Raw genomic sequence first — 17,860 nt, 5'->3', positions numbered from 1 at the left:
GCTAGAGGGATAGCCGAGCAGACGAGCCTGGCCTGCATCTGGGGACACGGGGTCGGCGAGCGACATGGCTAGCGGTGCTGGGGCGGAGGCGGGGGTCGATACTGCGGACAGCCGTTGGCGCGCGAAGGCCAGGAACACCAGCTCGCCGCACTCGGCCTGGTCGCCAACGCCGTCGCGCTGTGGAACATTTGCTACCTGTCGGCCGCCGTCGACCAACTACGCGCCCAGGGCGTCCCGGTCAAGGACGAGGACGTCGCCCGGCTCAGCCCCCTCGGCCACGCCCGAATCAACTTCCTGGGCCGCTATGCCATCACCGCCTCCGCACCCGCCCAAGGCCTTCGGCAGCTCGGCGAAGTCCCCGACCCGCCCGTTACCGCCAGTTGAGCCGAAGGTGCGTGGATCATCCTGGTTTATCTGTTGGGCATAGGGTAGGCGGCATGGCGCTGCGACTTGTTCAGGTGAATTTCAAAGCTCGGGATGACTCGGCGCTCGGCCGGTTTTGGGCGGAGGCGCTCGGTTGGGGTGTTTCCAGCGAGGGACCCGGCGTGACCAACCTCGAGCCCGAGGGCTTCGTCTGGCCGGACCCTGCCGGCTTCTACATCGATGTCGTCACCGTCCCGGACCCCGAAACGGTGAAGTACCGCGTGCACATCGATCTCGCCACCACCTCTGCGGCCCATCACGCGGAGTTGGTCGCGCGCCTGAAGGAGCTCGGTGCGACGCCCGCCGATGCGGGCCAGGGTGACGTGCCGTGGACGGTTCTGGCCGACCCGGAGGGCAACGTGTTCCGAGTGCTGGAGCCTCGGGAGATCTACCGGGATACCGGGCCGATCGCCGCGGTGGTGGTCGACTGCGCGGACCCGCGGGCCATGGCCCGGTTCTGGGGCGAGGCGGTGGACTGGACCCTGCATGAGGTGACCGACGATCATGCGATGCTGCGCTCCGCCAAGGGTGTCGGGCCGTACCTTGAGTTCCTCCGCACAACGCCCGACGTGCAGACCGTGTGGAACCGCGTCCATCTCGACCTGCTGCCGCACCCCGTTGACGATCAAGCGGCGGAGGTGGCCCGGCTGCAGGCCCTCGGCGCAACGCTCGCCGATGTGGGCCAGGGCGACGTCCCGTGGGCCGTCCTCGCCGACCCGGAGGGCAACGAGTTCTGCGTCCTCGGTCGGGCCTGACGCAGAGCCTCCCCCGCCTGCGTGCCGGACATCGGCAAGCCGCTGGACCTAGTACTTGATTTCCACACGCTGAGAGCGTGGCAGACCTCACCGCCGACCTCATCCGCGCATTCCTCGCCGACATCAGCGAACTGTCGGCCGCGACGCGCAAAGCCGGGAGAGGAATACGCGAATTGCGACTCGGCCATGGTGCCAGGCGAGATGTTCGACGGGGTTCAGCTGCGAAACGGCCGCTCCGTGGACGACATTCTGGCTGAGGCACGCAAGCGTAACTTGACCGCGGTGTTCAGCCTCATTCGGACGGATAAGAAGACGGGCGGTCTGTCCTTCGAGCCGCTACCTGCAGACCGGGTCGGTCCCGGCTGGATCGTCTGGAACGCGTGGCAGATGAAGGCCGGCGTGATCCGGCTGCTCGTCACGCCCGAGCGTCTGCCCGAGAACCCGTTCTACAACGGAAGCGCGCCACCGCCCGCATCCTGATCACGCTCACTGACGAGCTGACGATTCAGTTGCGAGACGGAGGCGTCGTCCTCAAGGCAGGGCAGATGGTCATAGTCCCGAACGGCGTGGAGCACTGCCCCATCGCAGATAGGGAAGTCCACGCGCTGCTCATCGAACCGGTGGGGCGTAGCCAACACCGGCGACGCGGGCGGGTCTCTCACTGCGACGTACAATGCCTCGCTGGCGTAGCCAATGCCGCATGACGATCGTCTGTGCGCTCGGCGTCGCGAAATGCGTACTCCCGACCTGGCATTCGAAGTTCGGACGAAGCGAGATCCTCGCTGGCCCGGCAGGTCGCGGAATGCGCCCGCAGGGTCCCCCGGGGCCCGGCCGCCGCTTCGCGCGCCGGTTCGGTTGGGATCCCGGCTACCCCAACTGGTCGCGGCGGCGCGACAGGTAGGCGGTCTCGGCGGTGTTGCCCGCCAGCTCGATGGCTTTGTCGTAGGCCGCGCGTGACTGCTGACTCTGGCCCAGCCGGCGCAGCAGGTCGGCGCGGGTGGCGTGGTAGGCGTGATAGCCGGCCAACGTCTCGGCGAGGCGGTCAACGATGGCCAGTGCCACCTCCGGGCCGTCGAGCTCGGCCACGGCGATGGCCCGGTTGAGGGCGATGATCGGCGAGGGGTCGAGGCGGACGAGTTGATCATAGAGGGCGAGGACCTGCGACCAGTCGGTGTCGCGGATGTCGCGGGCGGAGGTGTGCACCGCGTTGATCGCGGCGAGGATCTGGTAGCGACCCGGAGCCACCCCGGCAGCGGCAGCGGCCAGGCGCTCGCGCACCAGCCGATGACCCTCAGCGATCAGCCCCGCGTCCCACGCCCCACGGTCCTGCTCGTCGAGCGCGACCAGTTCGCCGTTCGCCGAGATCCGGGCGGTGCGGCGGGCCTCGGTGAGCAGCATCAGCGCCAGCAGCCCGGCCACTTCTCCGTCCTGCGGCAGGAGCGCGCGGATCAGGCGGGTGAGCCGGATCGCCTCGGTGGTCAGGTCGTGTCGTACGGGATCGGTGTCGGGGCCGCTGGCCAGGTAGCCCTCGTTGAAGACGAGGAACAGGACGGCCAGGACGCCGGAGACACGAGCCGGCAGATCGTCGGCGGACGGCATCCGATAGGGGATGCGAGCCGCCTTGATCTTGGCCTTCGCGCGGGTGATGCGCTGCTCCATGGTGGTCCCCTGCACCAGGAAGGCACGGGCGATCTCGGGCACGGTCAGACCGCCGACCATGCGCAGCGTCAGCGCCACGCGGGCTTCCATCGCCAGCGCCGGGTGACAGCAGGTGAAGATCAGCCGGAGCCGGTCGTCATCGATGGCGCCAACAGGCTCGGGCGGGTCGTCGTACGTCATCTGCGCCTCCCTGTGCTTGTCGTCGCGCTTGTTCTCACGCCGGATCCGGTCGATGGCCTTGCGGTTGGCGGTGATGGTCAGCCAGGCGCCGGGGTTGGGCGGCACGCCGTCGGCCGGCCACCGCTCCACGGCGGTCGCGAACGCCTCGGCCGCCGCCTCCTCGGCGATGTCGAGGTCACCGAAGCGCCTGGTCAGGGCGGCCACCACCCGCGCCCACTCTTCGTGGTGGACCCGAGTGACCGCCTCGCGGACGTCGACCCTGTTCACTGGAACGGCCGCACCTCGACCTTCCGATCGCAGACCTTCGACGCCTCGGCGGCGAGCTTGAGCGCCACATCCAGATCGGGGGCCTCCCACACCCAGACGCCGGCGAGGTACTCCTTCGACTCCACGAAAGGCCCGTCGCTGAACACCGCCTGCTCGCCCCGGTTGTCGATGACCGTGGCCGCGTCGGTGTCCGCGAGTCCGCCCGCGAAAACCCAGTAGCCCTCGGCGATGAGTCGTTCGTTGAACGCGCTGATGGCAGGCCGCCTGTCCGTGCTGCCGGGATTGCTCTTGTCATCGATCACGGAAACCAGGAACCGCATCTGAAGATCATCTCCTGTGGTGTCAAGACAGCGTGGTTCGGTGGAAGGGACTTCAGGCCGTTGCATACCGCGGGCGCCCGGCCGGCCGGTAGACCTGGATCGTCACACCCTTCGAGTCGACCCGCGACTCGACCAGGTCGAGCGCAAGATCCGGACCGGTCTCCGGGAACAGTCTCGCGCCCTGGCCGAGGATCACCGGGATCACGATCAGAATCATCTCGTCGACCAGGTCATTCTCCAGCAGCCACTGGGTCAGGATGCCACTGCCGTGCACCTGCAGCTCACCCCCGGGCTTGGCCTTCAGCTCACTGATGGCCGCCGCGAGGTCACCGCGGAGAACGGTCGTGTCCTCCCAACGCGGCGCGGTGAGCGTGGTCGAGGCAACGTACTTGGGGGCCTCGTTCAAGGCCACGCCGATGGGATGTGCGCGCATCTGGTCGATTGATCCCCAGGAGCCGGCGAACAGCTCGTAGGTGCGCCGGCCGAACAGGAACGCCTCTGCGCGCTGGTAGGTCTGCGTGATGTACGTCCTGGTCTCGTCGTCCCCCTTCCCCCGGGCCCATCCGCCGCGCTCGAATCCGTTCCTGCGGTCATCCGACGCGGCGCCGTTTCCCTGCATCACTCCATCGATGGTGACCTGAGTCATGGTCGTCAGCTTCATGATCACGGTTCCTCTACCTTGGCGCCGCCCCCTTGCGGGCGGCCTCACCCCTGCTACGAACACCACCGCCCCGATCCGACACCGCCACCCGGATTTCTTTGCAGAATTTTCCTGGACGCCGGTCGTCAGCGATCCGACAGCACAACAGTTGCGCGGCGACCGCGCTCCACTTCCTCAAGCGCGCCCAGTGCGGACAAGCTCGTGGACCAGATCGACCGCGCAGATCCTGACCAGTGGTGGCGGGCAGCGGGCCTGTGCGCTGGGCGGCGACCGCTACGGCGCTTGCGGCCCACCGCTCGGGTTGATGTCACCGGAGAAAAGTAACTCTCCGTAACCGTCTAGAGTGGTGGGTTCTGGCGGGTTCTGCCCGTAGAGATGTCACTGTCGGTGAGGATGCGGTAGACGCCTGCCACGGAGGGGTGGTGGCCTTTGTTCTTGCCGGTGGGGATGATCAGCTTGCGGGCGATGTCGGGAACGAGGGCGCGGTGCGGAACCGTTCAGCGTGTTCCCGCGCCCACTGGGCGAAGCTTCGCGCGGGCGTGCCGGTGACGTCCTCGACGGTGGGCAGGACCACACCGCTGACCTCGGGCGGGTTCGTGGCCAGTTGGATCCCGAACTCCACGTAGTCCTCGTCGTATCCGTAGCCGCGCAGCCGGGCGCGCTCCGCGTCCTCGCTCAGGTGCACGAAGGCGATGTCCTGCCCGGTGGCCTCGGCGATGATCCGGGTGCGTTCGGCCGGGGTAAGGGCTTCGGGCCCGGTGATCGGGTAGCTCCGACCCTCGTGGCCCCCGTGGGTGAGCGCGGTGGCGGCCACGGCGGCGATGTCGGCCTCATGCACCATCGCGCTGGGGAAGGTGGCGAGCATGGACACAGTGCCCTGGGAGCGGATCTCATCGGCCCATTCGAGGGCGTTGCACATGAACTCTGCCGGCTGCAGCAGGGTCCAGCGGATCGCACTGGACTCCAGGGCGCTTTCGATGCTGGTGGGCGACCAGCCGCTGAGGACCGTGGCCCGAGTGATGCCGTGGCGTGCGGCGAGGTCGATGATCTCGGGGCCGTTGGTCAGGTCGTCGTCGCCGCCGAAGGTGATCAGGTGGATCGCGTCGACCCCTTCGAAGGCTGCTCCGAGCGTGGCGGCATTGGTGAGGTCGCCCGCCACCACCTCGACACCGGTCGGGAGGTCGGCTTTGGCGGGGGTGCGGGAGAGTGCGCGGACGTGGTGTCCGGCTTCGTGGAGTTGCGTGACGAGGTGCCGCCCGACCTGGCCGGTCGCTCCGGTGACGAGGATGCGCATGTTCGTGGGTCCTTTCGTGCGGGTGTTGTCAGTCGGTGCTGGCGCGCAGGGTGCGAAGCCCGAGGACGAAGCCGAGGACGGCGGTCGTGCCGGCGGCGAGGAATCCGTAGCCGACGTCGGGGGTCGCGATCTGTCCGGCGAAGAGGTCGCGTTCGGCCTCGACGACGTGGGTGAGGGGGTTGAACTGCGCGAGGACGCGGATCCACTGCGGTCCCTCATCGAGAGGGAGCAGCATCCCGGAGAGGATCATCAGCGGGAAGAGGACCGTCTGGTGCACGGTCCAGAACATCCAGTCCTGCTCGCGCACGGCGATGGCCAGTGCGTAGCTGAGTGACCCGATCCCGACGCCGAGGACGCCCAGGAGCACCAGGCCCAGGACGCCGCCGCCGGCATCAGGGCGGAAACCGAACGGGACCATGACCAGGACGATCATGACGGCTTGGACGACGAGTGGCACGAATTCCTTGAGCGCGCGTCCGATGAACAGCGACGAGCGCGCCAACGGCGTGACCAGGAGGCGTTCATGTGAGCCGCCCTGGAGGTCGTACTGGAGGTTCGATCCGGTCCCCGCCGTTCCGAAGAGCGAGGTCATCACGAGGATCCCCGGGACGAACCGCGCCCACGGGGATTGGTGTGCGGTCCCGGTCGTCGTGTCGTGCACGACCAGGGGCCCGAAGAGGAGCAGGAAGAACAGCGGCTGGATCAGTCCGACGACCAGGGAGAACGGGTCACCGGCCACGGGGCGCAGCTCGCGGGTCATCAGGATGAGGATGTCGCCTGCGACGTTGCGTCTGCGGGGTGGGGTGATGGTGCTCATGCGGCCTTCTCCGGTGTCTGGTCGCTGTCCTCGGTGCCGGTGGCGGGTCGCCCGCCGGCGTCGCGCAGGCTCCGGCCGGTGAGTTCGAGGAACACGTCATCGAGCGTGGGGCGCCGGCTGTCGGCTGCGACCACGGTGATCCCCTGGTCCCGGGCGGCGGCGATCGCGCTCGGCAGTGCCGCGCGGCCGTCGGCGACCTGCCCGGTGACCGCACCACCCTGCCGGGTCACCGTCCCGACACCGTCCATCGCCGCAATGAGCCCACGCAGGCGCTCGGCGGAAGCGTGGTCGGTTGTTTCCAGGGTCAGCCGGTCCCCGACATGACGCTGTTTGAGCTGGGTCGGCGTGCCGTCGGCGATGATACGCCCGTGATCGATGATGACGATCCGATCCGCCTCCTGATCGGCCTCCTCCAGGTAGTGGGTGCTGAAGACGACGGTCATGTCGCTGCGGCGCCGCATCCCGATGATGTGGTCCCAGAGGTTGTTGCGGTTCTGCGGGTCGAGGCCCCTCGTCGGCTCGTCCAGGAACATCAACGCTGGCAGGTGCACCAGCCCGATCGCCAGGTCGAGGCGCCGTCGCTGGCCGCCCCTCATCGCCTGCGTCTTGCGGCGCGCCAACTGTTCCAGACCGAGCACCGAGAGCAGTTCGGCGGCTCGGGCGCGGGCCGCGGCCCGGTCGAGGCCGTAGATGCGGCCCTGGGTGACGACCTCGTCCAGGGCCCGTTGGGTGTGCCCGGCGCCGTTGCCCTGGCCGACGTAGCCGATGCGCTCGCGCACCAGCGGAGCCTGGGTCCGCACGTCGAAGCCGGCGACGCGCGCGGTGCCGCCCGTGGGTGGGAGCAGCGTCGAGAGCATCCGCATGAGCGTGCTCTTGCCCGCGCCGTTGGGGCCGAGAACGGCGACCGTTTCCCCGTGCGCCACGGAGAGGTCGATGCCCCGGACGGCGCGGACCTCATCGCCGTCGGGAGCCCGAAAACTCCGGGACAGATTGGCAGTGCTGATCATGTGTCGGCGTACGCTCCATTCCCGCTTCGGTGGCGGTTCCCATCATCACTGGGCTTGTGGCCGCTATATGTCCACAAGTGGACCTAGAGTGGGCTCATGTCGACCGGCATCCGCGTCCTCGAACTCCTCGGACTGCTGCAGAACCGACGCCATTGGCCCAGCCACGAGCTCGCGCGCCGCCTCGGCGTCAGCCAGCGCACGCTCCGCCGCGACATCGACAGCCTCCAGGAGCTCGGGTATCCGATCACCGCCACACGGGGCACCGGCGGCGGCTACCAACTCAGCCCCGGCGCCTCGCTCCCGCCCCTGGTACTCAGCGAGGACGAGGCCGCCGCCATCGTCATGGGGCTCCAAGAGATCACCTCCGGCCCCTACCCGACGTCAGCCGACGCCGCGCTGAGCGCCATGGCCAAGATCGTCCAGGTGCTTCCCGTGCGGATCCGACGCCGCATCGACAGCCTCCGCGCCGTCGCCGTCCCGGCGCGAAACCCCGAGGCACGCGTGGGCATCACCGATGTCGCCTCGTTGACGACCCTCGCCCTGGCCTGCCGCGACACCGAGACGGTGGAGTTCGCTTACCGCACCCGCACCGGTCAGACCGCGGCCAGGACAGTCCACCCGCACCACATCGTCCGCGTCGAGAACCGCCTGTACCTCATCGCCTGGGACCTCGAGCGGGCCGACTGGCGCACCTTCCGCGTCGACCGCATCGGTGATGCGAGCCGCACCGGCACGACGTTCGCCCCCCGCCCCCTCCCCGCCGACGATCCCGTCGAGTACGTGCGCGCCCGGATCAGGGCGATGCCCGCCAGGTATCCCGTCCGCGCCACGGTCGGGGCCCCCGCCGAACGGGTGCGGGAGGAGATCGCGCACTACGGGACGGTGGAACCCATCGACGACACCTCGTGCTGGGTGGAGATCGCCGCCGACTCCCTGGACTGGGCCACTTTCTGCATCGGAGCGCTCGACGCCCCCGTTGTGGTCCACGGCCCACCGGAAGCCATCGCCTACATGCGCGCCTGGGGACAACGCCTCACCGCCGGCACCCAAGAGCCCCCGTGACCCCCGCAACGGTCTTCAGGGGCGCAGAACCGGGCGGTGCCGACCCGGAGCAGCGGACACGGAGGAAACACGCACCGCCCCAGGCCCCCGGCCCACCCGCGACCCCTCTGCGTCAACGCCCGGCGCCGGGCTGCATGGCCGGTGAGGGATAGACGGTGAACACCCGCTGGCCGTCGAGCCACGCGCTGAGCCGCCGCGCTTCGGCCGCCAACGCCTCGCGGGCCTGCGGGGAGACATCGTCATCAAGCAGGCGCAGCTCGACCACACCGCCGGGATCCTGCACCCATGCACCGACGACGCGTCCGTCGACCCAGGCGGTGGTCCCGGCGTTGCCCGCACTGTCGAACAACTGGGGTGCGTGCGCACCGAGGTAGAAGGCGCGTGCCTTCCAGCCCATCACGGTCGGATCGAGCAACGGCAGGAGCGCGACCCACGGCTCGGCGGCGACGACCGGGGCGAGATCGTCCGCGCGCAGCCACCCGACCGAGCCGTCGTCCAGGGACACCCGCTGCGCGCCGATGTCGTCCAGCGCGGTGCGGACTGCGGACTTCGTGGCGCCGAGCCACCAAGCGAGGTCGTCGACGGTGCCGGGGCCGTAGGACCACAGCCACCGGGACACCAACTCGGCATAGCCCTGCCGCGCCGCAAGCGCCTCGGGCACCTCGTCCCCCCACCACGCCTGTGTCGTCGTCCATGTCGGGCGACTCGTGTGCCAGGCTCCAGCGTTGGCCGCGCGCGCCACCGCGCCGTCCAGGCTCAGCTGGGTGAGCACTCGCGGAGCGATCGCGATCCGTCCTCCCCAGGACTTGTCCGGAGCCTGCTCGATGAAACCGGCGGCCTCGGGCACTTCCTCGCGTACCCGCTTCGACGGCCGCGGCACGCCGTCGGCCAGGCGTGCCAGCACCGCCTCCTCCGCAGTCGCGAGCCATGCGGCTCCCTGCCCCTCAGCGGCCGGCCCCCAGCGTTGGAGGTCCCTGACCAGTCGTTTGCGATGGGCCGCGGCCACCCGGGCCGAGGCACTTCCCCACACCGCCGGCACAAGATCGCGGGGGAACACGAACAGGGTCTCGCGCATCGACTGCTGTCGAATGAGGGAGCGTGTGTCGTAGAGCGCCCGTTCGACGTCGTCGATGTCGAGCGCGTCGACCCGTGCCCAGCAGGACAGGTGGACGCTCGGCGGGTCGGTGGCGTGTAGACACACCACCGCACGGGCGGCCTCCTCGGGAGAGGCCGCTTTGGCCGTGGGTGCGAGAGCGTGCCGCACGCCCAACCGGGCGCGGCGCTCCTCATCGGTTACCAAGCGCATGGGGCCATCCTGGCGAGGAGGGCCGACAGATCGAGGCGCACGCGGCAACTCATCGAAGATCGGGCCTCATGTCATGGTGCCGCCGGCGAATGCGGTGCTCGCCCGCTTCCGTGGGATAGCACACCCATTCGGCCTCCACGGGCTGGCCCAGGTTGATGCGAGTGACGCCCCTGGCGATGAGCGCGTCCGTGGGAGCTGTACCTAGGTACCAATGCAAGCTCCCTTCGGCGTAGCGCCAAAATCCGATCCGATCCTCCCCGAGGGCCTACCGCAGCCTTCCACTGCGGGCCCTCTCACGGTAGGCGCGGTTGAAGGCGGCGTACGACAGGTCGGGTTCGGCCAGTCGGCGGCGCCGCTCGGCGCGCCGGTCACCGGTGACCGCGGCTTGGCCGACGTCGGCCACGGCCCGGGCGCGGGTGTCCCGTTTCATTTGACTTGGCGAGCGAGCGAGGCATTGACCTGTGGGACGCCGAGTTGATTGAGACGCCGAGCGGACGGCTGTCTCACGGATCATGGCGGGCTGAGCGGAACGTCTCAAACTACCTGGCGCACGATCATGGGATGCCGCGCGGTGAGCCGCGTGCCTTTCGTGGCGATGGCAAGGATCAAAACCTCGTGGTCGAGACCCAGTAGCGACGCTTTTGCTCGGTGATGTCGAGCAGCCGTCCGCCGTTGGCTTCGATGACCCGTTGCGAGGCGATATTGGTCTGGTCGCACATGACCAAAGCCTGAGAGATGCCCAGGGACCGGGCGATCGGCAGCGCCGCGGCGAGCATAGCCTTCGCGTGACCCTGGCGGCGTGCGCCAGGGCGGACGTCATAGCCGATGTGGCCGCCGAGCTTCTCCAGTGCCGGGGTAAGCCGGTGACGGATGGCCAATCTTCCCAGGAACTGCTCGCGGTCGATCCACCATAGGGTGGTCATGGGCACGAATCCGGGCCGTACGCCCGATGAGTCCCGCTCATCGACCACGCGCGCGGTGTACGCCTCGAAGGCCGCCGGGTCGACCAGAGCTTGCGGGTCGACATCGTGGACGAACCAGGGAACCGGGTAGTCAGGGTCGGCACGGAACTCGGCCACTGCGGCCAGAAACGACGTCCGCAACTTACCGGTCGGATCGATGAACCCTGGCATGGCGACCATGATGCCTGCGAGGGTAGGTGGTGCCAAGCCGTTATCGGTCTCAGCGACCCCACCACAGTGATGGCGCGAGGTTGTCCTTCTGGCTGGCTCAAGCCTCGCCCGAAGTCCACACTGAGTCGGGGCCACAGTTGATCAGCCCCCGTGCGCCTTCATTGTGCGAACCGGCCAACTGAAGCGATTGTCACTCCTTGCTGGGACAGGCAGACGCGCCAACCATTTGAGATGCATCAACGAAACACGCCAACACCGTGAAACACACGCCACGTCTCCTGAGACGGGACAGCAGGCCAACTCGTCGACGTCGTAGGCGATGCGGCGCAACACCGCGGCGATGCGGGCCAGGTCCACCCGCACGTGGTAGCGGTCGTCATCGTCGGCCGGGCGCAGGTTCACCACCGGGGGGAGGGCATCTTGGCCGGCGAGCTGGTCGACCTATCCCGCGCACTGCAGAATCCAGCCCACCTCATCGACCAGGCGCGCGGCGATGGCTTCGCGACCGTCCAGTTCGTCATCGTCGCTGCCGTCAGGGTCTTCGGGGGCCGGCCATCCGGCCAGGCGCAGTTCGGCCAGGACCTCCTCCAGTCCGGGCAGCGGCGGGGCGGCGGTGCCGATCTGCTGGATTCGCGAGGGCGATAGTCCGGCCTCGGCCGCGACCGCCCGCACCGGCAGGCCCGCGGCGCGGGCCGAAGCGATGGCCCACCGATGTTCGGCCTCAGCCGCCACGCCGCCCGCCGTACCCGGGTGTTGGGACTATCCGGCCGGAATTGAACGATAAGCCCTACGCCGCAGGTCAGGCCGGGTTGCGAAGGGCGTGGGTGGATGGGGGCGCCCACGATGCGACACCTCTGTCTAATCTGTAGGTCATCGGCTGGATACGACCGGTACGATCCGGAAAAGATCACGAGCTCGCGGGCCGCCATCAGCCTGGCCAACCTCCCGCGCTTGTTCGGCGTCTCCGGCGAGGCGGGTGCGGTCGCGCTTCTCCGGTCGCCGCTCGATCAGCGCGGCGAGATCGGCGGTGACCCACGGCCTGGCGGCCCTGCGCAACATCGTTCCCCAGCAACGCAAGGAATGAGCGCCGTCGACGTTGAGCGGGTCCCCGGGGTCGTTGATCGGACGGGGCATCTAACCTCGACGCAGCGATCGCGATTGCAGGCGGCGAACGCAGCTGATGGGATCTACCCATGCTGGATGCGTTGACGTTCCTGGACGCGCCACCAGAGGCGGTCGAGTCGTCCCCGGATCTGGTGGACGATGCGGTGGAGCTTGAATCGGTCGACGATACCGTGTACGGCGATGCACCCAAGTCTGGCCTGTCGTTCGTTGTCGGAGAGAACGGACGGATCGACGCCGTGCACCTGTATGCCGACGGGCACCAGGGCTATGACGGCTACGTGGGCGTGATCCCATCAGGCATCCGGTTCGACATGTCCCGGGCCCAGGTGCGAGCCATCCTCGGCTCACCGAGCGCTTCGCGTGAGCGGCGCCACATCGAGTACCAAGGGGAATGCCCGGCCTGGGATCGATTCGGCCTCGGGGGCGCGCACATGCATCTCGAGTACGTACAGGATCTGCGATCGATCCAGTTGATAACGCTGATGAAGCCGTCGGCGGTTCCTTGACCTGACGCCATGGCGTTCCCCAACGCCTCGTTGCCCTGTCCTCTGGTGTTAGGACCGCCTGGCATGTACGTGATAATGCCGTCAGCGATCACGGCCGAGTAGCGGATCCGTCCTCGGGACTGATGCGCGACTCGGGCGCGTTATCCGGTACATCACTCCCGCGACGGTGAGTCGATGACCACAGCCGCCGACCGGAAGGTCACTGCGCTGCGCAGCGGCGGCATCACCCTCGCCGACGCGGCCGATGAGTTCATCTCGACCCACCGGGTCGCCAACCCCAACACCCACCGCGCCTACGCCTCCGCCATCGACCGCACCATCGCCGCGGTCGGCGGCCGCGACCGCCTCCTGGCCGACGTCGCCGACACCGAGATCGGCGACGCCCTCGTCTCGCTGTGGGGCGGATGCGCGCCCGCGACCTGGAACCGCAACCGCGCCGCCGTCTCCTCCTGGCTCACCTGGTGCACCACGAAGAAGAAGTGGATCGCCCCGACCGTCCCGGCCGACGCCGAACGCCGCCGCGAGAACGTCGACCACACCAAGGCCGTCAGCAAGACCAGGCTGGAGCGGCTGCTGTCACGCCGAGACATTCCGCTGCGCGACAAGACCCTCTACCGGATGCTGTACGAGACCGCCGCCCGCGCCGCCGAGATCCTCTCCCTCGGCGTCGAAGACCTCGACCTGGAGAACCGGCGCGCCCCGCTGACCTCCAAGGGCGGCGACACCGAATGGGTCTACTGGGACGCCGGCACCGCTCGGCTCCTACCCCGCCTGCTCCGACTCCCCGACGGGCCGGTCCGCACCCGTGGCCCCCTCTTCCTCGCCGACCGCAAACCCGTCCCCGCACGCCGCCCCGGACCCGAGCACATCTGCCCGCACACCGGCCGACCCCGCCTCGGCTACGACCGAGTCCGCGTCCTCATGGAGAGACACCTCGGCCTCGATCCCCACCAGCTCCGCCATTCGGCCGCCACCCACCTCGGCGAGCAGAAGGTCCCGCTCGGACTCATCATGGCCAAGACCCGCCACAAGAACCCACGCACCGCCATGCGCTACACCCGCCCGGGCAGCGAGGCCGTCGCCGAGATCACCGGCATCCTCGCCCCGCCCCGCCGCACGCACTGACCTGCAGATTAGCCAGTGAAGACGTCTTCAGGCTGCATTTCCCACAGCGGCCGGCCGAACCAGTCCCGGATCAGCTTCAGATGATTGGCGTCGTTGCGGATGGTGCTGTCGGTCAGCCCGGCCGACGCGCGAGCCAGCACGAACCCTGCCAGGACGTCCGTTTCGAACGCAACAAGGTCTTCTTCGCTGCCCGGGGCTCGGTGATCGCGTAGATCTCGTACGACTCCCAGCGCCAACCCACACCTCCCGGCTTCATTAGCGCTGCCGTTCCATCAATCCCGTGACAGAAGCTTCACGGTGAGTGAAGGTACTTCGGTGGGTGGTGATCGATCCGGCAAACGGGAGAAGACGCAGTTCGCAGGCAGTGAGCGTGCAGAGTGAGGAGGATCCAAAGCCCTCAACTCGAGAACTGTTGCTTACCCGTCCTCGGCCCCCGGAAGGTCTACCTCTCTGCGAGGATACTCAGCGTCGTTCGTACGTCGTCCTCGTTGTTGAAGTAGTGGAAACCGAAACGCACGCGGTCGCCGAGCGCGGTCGCTCGCACGCCTTGTTCGCGCAGCCGCGCGGACAGGCGGTCAGCGTGGTCGGTGCGCAGCACGACGATCTGCGAGAGCGGGCCGCTCACCACGCGCCGGTAGCCGATGCCTGCCGCCTGCTCGGTGAGCTGCCCGGCGAGGTCGAGGCAGTGCCGCTCGACGCGGCCGGCGTCCAGCGAGCCGAGCAGGCGCAGCGCAGCGCAGGCGCCGAGCCAGGAGAACCAGGCGGGGGACGTGTTGCACCGGTCGGCGTCGTCGGCCAGCCGCATGGGCCCGCCGAAGTAGCCGTGCGGCGGGCTGGTGGACTTCCAGTTCGGCGCGAGCGCTGTCAGCTCGCCGAGCCGGTCCGGCCTGGTGACGAGCCAGGCCGCGCCACGCGGGCACAGCATCCACTTGTAGCCGTGCACGGCCAGGTAATCGGGACGCACGGCCGCCGGGTCGAAGCGCAGCGCGCCCAGCGACTGCGTCAGGTTGACGAACAGTCGCGCGCCCACCCGGTCGGTCGCCTCCCGCAGGGCGGCCAGGTCGAGCCGCTGCCCTTCCCTGCTGGTCACCTCGCTGACGGCGAGGAGCACGGTGTCGTGGTCCAGCGCGGCGATCAGGTCCTCCACCCGGGTCGCGCCGTCGCGGGCCGGGACGGCAACCGTGTCGTGCTGTGCCAGCCACGGGAACAGGTTGCTGCGGAACTCCTCGGCCGCCACTACGACTCGGCCGCGCGGCAGGGATCCGGCGACCGTGGCGGCGGCCTCGGCGAGTGAGCCGAGCGTCGAGATCGTGGCGGGGTCGGCTCCGACCAGCGGGGCGAACAGGGTGCGGGCCTCGTCCGCCGCCGCGTCCCATGCCAGCCAGTCGAGCTCGCCGCTGGACCACGCGGACACGGCCTCGTGCAGGGCATCGGTCACCGGTCGTGCGCCGGGCGGCACGCCCGGCGTGTCCAGCCAGACCGTTGACCGCAGTGCGGGGAAGAGTCCGCGGAAGTCCTCCGGGCTCATCGGCGCGGCAGGGCGGCCACGCCCTCGATCTCGACGGTCAGCTCCGGGGCGGCCAGGGCCGTGACCACGGCGAGCGAATGGGCGGGCCAGTCGCCGTCGGGGTACCACTTCGCGAACGTCTCCGCCCGCGCCGCGCGGCAGCCTTCGACGTGTTCGACGCCCGCGACCAGGGTGAACAGTTTCACCAAATGGTGTGGCCCCGCGCCGAGCGAGTCGAGCAGCCGCTCGATGTTGGCGAAGATCTGTCGCGTCTGCGTCTCGGCGTCGGGGCCCGCGAGCGTGCCGTCCGGCAGCGCGCCGACCTGGCCGGAGATCATCACCAGCTCGTGGCCGGCCGGCACGGAGGCGAGGTGGCTGTACTGGCCGATCGGCGGGGCCAGCCTGTCGGGATTCCAGCGGCGGATCATCGGTGAGTTCCTCCTCGGAGACCGGTTGAGGTCTGAGCACGCTAGGCAAGTGTGACCTGCCATTTCACGTGTCCGCATACTGAATTTCAGATAGTCGAAAAACGGGTTCATTCTGATGCGGTGCAGCGAGGCGACAGCGCACAGTAAACGGCCAAAGGGAGGTGACCGGATGCCGCCGCAACCGAGTGACGCCGAGGTGTTGGCCCAGGTGGAGGCGCTGGCCGAGGACATGCTGGAGCTGCTGTCCGCGAGCGTCCGCCAGGCCAGCGAGAGCGGCTGGGAGGACCGGGTGACCGGCCTGTACGCGGAGTGGTTCGCACGCCGGGGCTGGCCGGTTGTCCGGCAGCCGATCGCAGCGACCGGGCTGGCGGACGGCGAACCGCGGGCCGAGTGGAGGGAGAACCTCATCGCCTGGTTCCGCGGCCGCGGCGGGCGGCCCTGCATGGTGCTCAACGGCCACCTTGACGTCGTGCCCGCGGGCGATGAGCGGGCCTGGACGCATCCGCCGTACGCCGGGGTCCGTGCCGGCGGCCGGGTGTACGGACGGGGCTCGGTGGACATGAAGGGCGGCATCGCAGCCGGCCTGTACGCGCTGGCCGCGTTGGAGGACCTCGGCGTCGAGCCGGACATCGACGTGGCCGTCGAGCTTGTCGTCGCCGAGGAGACGACCGGCGTGGGCACCCGGGCGGCGGCCTTGGAGGTCCCGGATCCGGTCGCAGCCCTGATCCTGGAACCGACCGGCGGCGCGATCGTGCCGATCAGCACGAGCCTGCAGTTCTTCACCGTGGAGGTCACCGGGCGCTCCGCGCACACCTCGGCGCCGTGGCGCGGGGTGGACGCCTTCGAACGGCTGATCTGGGTGCGTGAGGCCCTGGTCGAGCTCGGCTGCAAGCGGGGTGAGGGCTACCGGCATCCGCTGTTCGCGGACGTGCCGACCGCGATCCCCTTCGCCATCGGCACCGCGAGCGCGGGGAACTGGCGGGCGGCGGTCCCCGACCATGCCACGATGTCCGGCCGGATCGGGGTCGCGCCGGGCGAGTCGGTGGAGGCGGTGCGCGGCGAGTTCCAGCGCGTCCTCGACCAGGTGGCCGCCACCGACGACTGGCTGCGCGCGCACCCGCCGACCGTGCGCTGGGACGGCGAGGCCAGGACCGGGTGGGAGACGCCCATCGAGCACGAGCTGATCGTCACGCTCCGCGAAGCGCAGCGCACGCGCATGGGCGCCGAGCGGCTGACCGGGTTCACCGCCGGCTCCGACGCCGCCTTCTTTGGCGCGGCCGGGGTGCCGACGGCCGTGTTCGGGCCCGGCGAGGTGGTCAGGGCGCACAGCCCGGACGAGTTCGTCGAGGAGGACGCGGTGGTGCAGGCCGCGGGAGTGCTCGCCCTCGCCCTGCGAGATCTGACAGGGCGAGATCTGACAGGGCGAGACCTGCCGGGGAGGCGGGCATGAGCGAGAAGACCGTGCTGCACACGCTGGAGCGCGGCCTGCAGGTCCTGGAGGCCGTGGCCGCCGCCGACGGCACTGCCACCGCGAAGGTGCTCAGCCGCCAGCTCGGCATCAAGCTCGGCACCTGCTACCACCTGCTGCGCACCCTGCTGGCCAGCGGTTACGTGGTGCGCCTGCCCGGCGGCCGGTACGACGTCGGCCACCGCGCGGCGTCGCTGAACAGGCACCTCCAGCGCAGGTCGGGCCCGTCACCGGAGCTCGCGGTGATCCTGACCCGGCTGCACAACAGGACGCACGAGACGTCCTACATCTCCGGCTGGTACCACGGGACGCTGACGCTGCAGCAGTACATCTCCGGGCTGCACGCGGTCAGCGTCGGCAATCTCGACGTGGGCTACACCGGCCACATGCACGCCCGCGCCTCCTGCAAGGCGGTGCTCGCCTTCCTACCCGAGGAGCAGGTGGCGGCGATGTTCAAGGGAGTGGAGCTCACGGCGGTCACCCCGCACACGATCGTCGACTACGACCACCTCACCGTCGAGCTGGCCCGGGTGCGCAGGAAGGGCTACGCGGTGGACCGCGAGGAGTTCAGCGAGGGCGTGTGCTGCGTGTCCGCGCCCTTCTTCGACGAGACGGGCTCGCCGACGGGCGCGTACACGGTGTCCGTCCCGACTGCCCGGTTCCACGAGCGGCAGGCCGCGCTGACCATGGCGGTCCGCGAGGCGGCCTCAATGGCGACCGGTTTCCTGCGCGCCGGGCACCTGGCAGTGCTTCCCGCCGAGCGGGGCAAATCGCCCGGCCACCGGGACGCGTCATGACGTCCCGATAGCAAGTCGGC

Annotated in this window: 20 protein-coding genes and 1 pseudogene; 8 read left to right on the top strand and 13 right to left on the bottom strand. The window is 69.3% G+C overall.

The annotated features are described in order from the left end of the window. Positions 1-123: 123 nt before the first annotated feature. From ACTWPT_RS33595 to ACTWPT_RS33585, 3 genes and pseudogenes are all read left to right on the top strand, one after another. A pseudogene (locus ACTWPT_RS33595) lies at positions 124-384 on the top strand (Tn3 family transposase); the annotation flags it as partial. 53 nt (positions 385-437) lie between these two features. Continuing rightward, entirely contained in the window at positions 438-1,178 is a 741-nt protein-coding gene (locus ACTWPT_RS33590) for a VOC family protein (protein ID WP_443181525.1), read from the top strand. A 21-nt stretch (positions 1,179-1,199) separates the two neighbouring features. Then, positions 1,200-1,658 carry a hypothetical protein gene (locus tag ACTWPT_RS33585; protein ID WP_443181524.1) on the top strand — a complete coding sequence of 153 codons (459 nt, stop codon included), beginning with the start codon at positions 1,200-1,202 and terminating at the stop codon, positions 1,656-1,658. Between the two features lie 387 nt (positions 1,659-2,045). Here ACTWPT_RS33585 and ACTWPT_RS33580 read toward each other — a convergent pair whose 3' ends face one another. From ACTWPT_RS33580 to ACTWPT_RS33555, 6 genes are all read right to left on the bottom strand, one after another. Next, a complete protein-coding gene (locus tag ACTWPT_RS33580; protein WP_443181523.1) occupies positions 2,046-3,284 on the bottom strand; it encodes an RNA polymerase sigma factor in 1,239 nt (412 codons plus the stop codon). Then, the gene (locus ACTWPT_RS33575) at positions 3,281-3,604 is read right to left on the bottom strand and encodes a YciI family protein (RefSeq protein WP_443181522.1); all 324 of its coding nucleotides are present in this window, start codon (positions 3,602-3,604) and stop codon (positions 3,281-3,283) included. The genes ACTWPT_RS33580 and ACTWPT_RS33575 overlap by 4 nt, the downstream gene beginning before the upstream one ends. 52 nt (positions 3,605-3,656) lie before the next feature. Next, the gene (locus tag ACTWPT_RS33570; RefSeq protein ID WP_443181521.1) at positions 3,657-4,265 is read right to left on the bottom strand and encodes a dihydrofolate reductase family protein; all 609 of its coding nucleotides are present in this window, start codon (positions 4,263-4,265) and stop codon (positions 3,657-3,659) included. A gap of 451 nt (positions 4,266-4,716) precedes the next feature. Continuing rightward, the gene (locus tag ACTWPT_RS33565) at positions 4,717-5,559 is read right to left on the bottom strand and encodes an NAD(P)H-binding protein (protein WP_443181520.1); all 843 of its coding nucleotides are present in this window, start codon (positions 5,557-5,559) and stop codon (positions 4,717-4,719) included. 28 nt (positions 5,560-5,587) lie between these two features. Continuing rightward, positions 5,588-6,376, bottom strand: coding sequence for an ABC transporter permease (locus tag ACTWPT_RS33560; protein ID WP_443181519.1), 789 nt, complete (start codon positions 6,374-6,376; stop codon positions 5,588-5,590). Beyond that, positions 6,373-7,383: an ATP-binding cassette domain-containing protein gene (locus ACTWPT_RS33555; RefSeq protein ID WP_443181518.1), complete on the bottom strand. Its 1,011-nt coding sequence runs from the start codon at positions 7,381-7,383 to the stop codon at positions 6,373-6,375. Before ACTWPT_RS33555 ends, ACTWPT_RS33560 begins: the two co-directional genes overlap by 4 nt. Positions 7,384-7,479: 96 nt before the next feature. On the opposite strand from ACTWPT_RS33555, the gene ACTWPT_RS33550 reads away from it, so the two are divergent. Then, entirely contained in the window at positions 7,480-8,445 is a 966-nt protein-coding gene (locus ACTWPT_RS33550) for a helix-turn-helix transcriptional regulator (RefSeq protein ID WP_443181517.1), read from the top strand. A 112-nt stretch (positions 8,446-8,557) separates the two neighbouring features. On the opposite strand, the gene ACTWPT_RS33545 is transcribed toward ACTWPT_RS33550, so the two are convergent. The 4 genes from ACTWPT_RS33545 to ACTWPT_RS33530 form a co-directional block, all read right to left on the bottom strand. Beyond that, a complete protein-coding gene (locus ACTWPT_RS33545; protein ID WP_443181516.1) occupies positions 8,558-9,751 on the bottom strand; it encodes a winged helix DNA-binding domain-containing protein in 1,194 nt (397 codons plus the stop codon). A 265-nt stretch (positions 9,752-10,016) separates the two neighbouring features. Further along, positions 10,017-10,181, bottom strand: a complete 165-nt coding sequence (locus ACTWPT_RS33540; protein WP_443181515.1) for a hypothetical protein — start codon at positions 10,179-10,181, stop codon at positions 10,017-10,019. A gap of 175 nt (positions 10,182-10,356) precedes the next feature. Next, complete coding sequence (locus tag ACTWPT_RS33535; protein ID WP_443181514.1) at positions 10,357-10,884, bottom strand: GNAT family N-acetyltransferase; 528 nt, start codon at positions 10,882-10,884, stop codon at positions 10,357-10,359. Between the two features lie 441 nt (positions 10,885-11,325). Next, positions 11,326-11,616 carry a hypothetical protein gene (locus tag ACTWPT_RS33530; protein ID WP_443181513.1) on the bottom strand — a complete coding sequence of 97 codons (291 nt, stop codon included), beginning with the start codon at positions 11,614-11,616 and terminating at the stop codon, positions 11,326-11,328. A 461-nt stretch (positions 11,617-12,077) separates the two neighbouring features. Between ACTWPT_RS33530 and ACTWPT_RS33525 the strand changes: the two genes are divergently transcribed. Together ACTWPT_RS33525 and ACTWPT_RS33520 are read left to right on the top strand one after the other, a co-directional pair. Then, on the top strand, positions 12,078-12,515 hold the full coding sequence (locus ACTWPT_RS33525) for a hypothetical protein (protein WP_443181512.1): 438 nt from the start codon (positions 12,078-12,080) through the stop codon (positions 12,513-12,515). Positions 12,516-12,689: 174 nt separating this feature from the next. Further along, positions 12,690-13,640, top strand: a complete 951-nt coding sequence (locus ACTWPT_RS33520; RefSeq protein WP_443181511.1) for a tyrosine-type recombinase/integrase — start codon at positions 12,690-12,692, stop codon at positions 13,638-13,640. A gap of 8 nt (positions 13,641-13,648) precedes the next feature. Here ACTWPT_RS33520 and ACTWPT_RS33515 read toward each other — a convergent pair whose 3' ends face one another. From ACTWPT_RS33515 to ACTWPT_RS33505, 3 genes are all read right to left on the bottom strand, one after another. Then, positions 13,649-13,876, bottom strand: a complete 228-nt coding sequence (locus ACTWPT_RS33515; protein ID WP_443181510.1) for a hypothetical protein — start codon at positions 13,874-13,876, stop codon at positions 13,649-13,651. Between the two features lie 206 nt (positions 13,877-14,082). Then, entirely contained in the window at positions 14,083-15,168 is a 1,086-nt protein-coding gene (locus ACTWPT_RS33510) for an aminotransferase class V-fold PLP-dependent enzyme (protein WP_443181509.1), read from the bottom strand. Beyond that, positions 15,165-15,575, bottom strand: coding sequence for a RidA family protein (locus ACTWPT_RS33505; protein WP_443181508.1), 411 nt, complete (start codon positions 15,573-15,575; stop codon positions 15,165-15,167). Before ACTWPT_RS33505 ends, ACTWPT_RS33510 begins: the two co-directional genes overlap by 4 nt. Before the next feature lie 169 nt (positions 15,576-15,744). On the opposite strand from ACTWPT_RS33505, the gene ACTWPT_RS33500 reads away from it, so the two are divergent. Both ACTWPT_RS33500 and ACTWPT_RS33495 read left to right on the top strand, forming a co-directional pair. Continuing rightward, positions 15,745-17,025 carry a M20 family metallopeptidase gene (locus ACTWPT_RS33500; RefSeq protein ID WP_443181507.1) on the top strand — a complete coding sequence of 427 codons (1,281 nt, stop codon included), beginning with the start codon at positions 15,745-15,747 and terminating at the stop codon, positions 17,023-17,025. Continuing rightward, entirely contained in the window at positions 17,022-17,840 is an 819-nt protein-coding gene (locus ACTWPT_RS33495) for an IclR family transcriptional regulator (RefSeq protein ID WP_443181506.1), read from the top strand. The genes ACTWPT_RS33500 and ACTWPT_RS33495 overlap by 4 nt, the downstream gene beginning before the upstream one ends. Positions 17,841-17,860: the final 20 nt, after the last annotated feature.

It is taken from the genome of Nonomuraea sp. 3N208, assembly GCF_052245935.1.
GTDB lineage: Bacteria > Actinomycetota > Actinomycetes > Streptosporangiales > Streptosporangiaceae > Nonomuraea.
The sequence above is the reverse complement of the archived record's forward strand: the minus strand, read 5'-3'. Positions and strand labels throughout refer to the sequence as shown.

What these genes read in the sequence shown, in the direction of transcription:
- ACTWPT_RS33590 (WP_443181525.1), top strand. Translation starts at nt 438, where the DNA reads ATGGCGCTGCGACTTGTTCAGGTGAATTTCAAAGCTCGGGATGACTCG.
- ACTWPT_RS33575 (WP_443181522.1), bottom strand. Translation starts at nt 3,604, where the DNA reads ATGCGGTTCCTGGTTTCCGTGATCGATGACAAGAGCAATCCCGGCAGC.
- ACTWPT_RS33570 (WP_443181521.1), bottom strand. Translation starts at nt 4,265, where the DNA reads ATGAAGCTGACGACCATGACTCAGGTCACCATCGATGGAGTGATGCAG.
- ACTWPT_RS33565 (WP_443181520.1), bottom strand. Translation starts at nt 5,559, where the DNA reads ATGCGCATCCTCGTCACCGGAGCGACCGGCCAGGTCGGGCGGCACCTC.
- ACTWPT_RS33560 (WP_443181519.1), bottom strand. Translation starts at nt 6,376, where the DNA reads ATGAGCACCATCACCCCACCCCGCAGACGCAACGTCGCAGGCGACATC.
- ACTWPT_RS33555 (WP_443181518.1), bottom strand. Translation starts at nt 7,383, where the DNA reads ATGATCAGCACTGCCAATCTGTCCCGGAGTTTTCGGGCTCCCGACGGC.
- ACTWPT_RS33550 (WP_443181517.1), top strand. Translation starts at nt 7,480, where the DNA reads ATGTCGACCGGCATCCGCGTCCTCGAACTCCTCGGACTGCTGCAGAAC.
- ACTWPT_RS33545 (WP_443181516.1), bottom strand. Translation starts at nt 9,751, where the DNA reads ATGCGCTTGGTAACCGATGAGGAGCGCCGCGCCCGGTTGGGCGTGCGG.
- ACTWPT_RS33540 (WP_443181515.1), bottom strand. Translation starts at nt 10,181, where the DNA reads ATGAAACGGGACACCCGCGCCCGGGCCGTGGCCGACGTCGGCCAAGCC.
- ACTWPT_RS33535 (WP_443181514.1), bottom strand. Translation starts at nt 10,884, where the DNA reads ATGCCAGGGTTCATCGATCCGACCGGTAAGTTGCGGACGTCGTTTCTG.
- ACTWPT_RS33525 (WP_443181512.1), top strand. Translation starts at nt 12,078, where the DNA reads ATGCTGGATGCGTTGACGTTCCTGGACGCGCCACCAGAGGCGGTCGAG.
- ACTWPT_RS33520 (WP_443181511.1), top strand. Translation starts at nt 12,690, where the DNA reads ATGACCACAGCCGCCGACCGGAAGGTCACTGCGCTGCGCAGCGGCGGC.
- ACTWPT_RS33510 (WP_443181509.1), bottom strand. Translation starts at nt 15,168, where the DNA reads ATGAGCCCGGAGGACTTCCGCGGACTCTTCCCCGCACTGCGGTCAACG.
- ACTWPT_RS33505 (WP_443181508.1), bottom strand. Translation starts at nt 15,575, where the DNA reads ATGATCCGCCGCTGGAATCCCGACAGGCTGGCCCCGCCGATCGGCCAG.
- ACTWPT_RS33500 (WP_443181507.1), top strand. Translation starts at nt 15,745, where the DNA reads ATGCCGCCGCAACCGAGTGACGCCGAGGTGTTGGCCCAGGTGGAGGCG.
- ACTWPT_RS33495 (WP_443181506.1), top strand. Translation starts at nt 17,022, where the DNA reads ATGAGCGAGAAGACCGTGCTGCACACGCTGGAGCGCGGCCTGCAGGTC.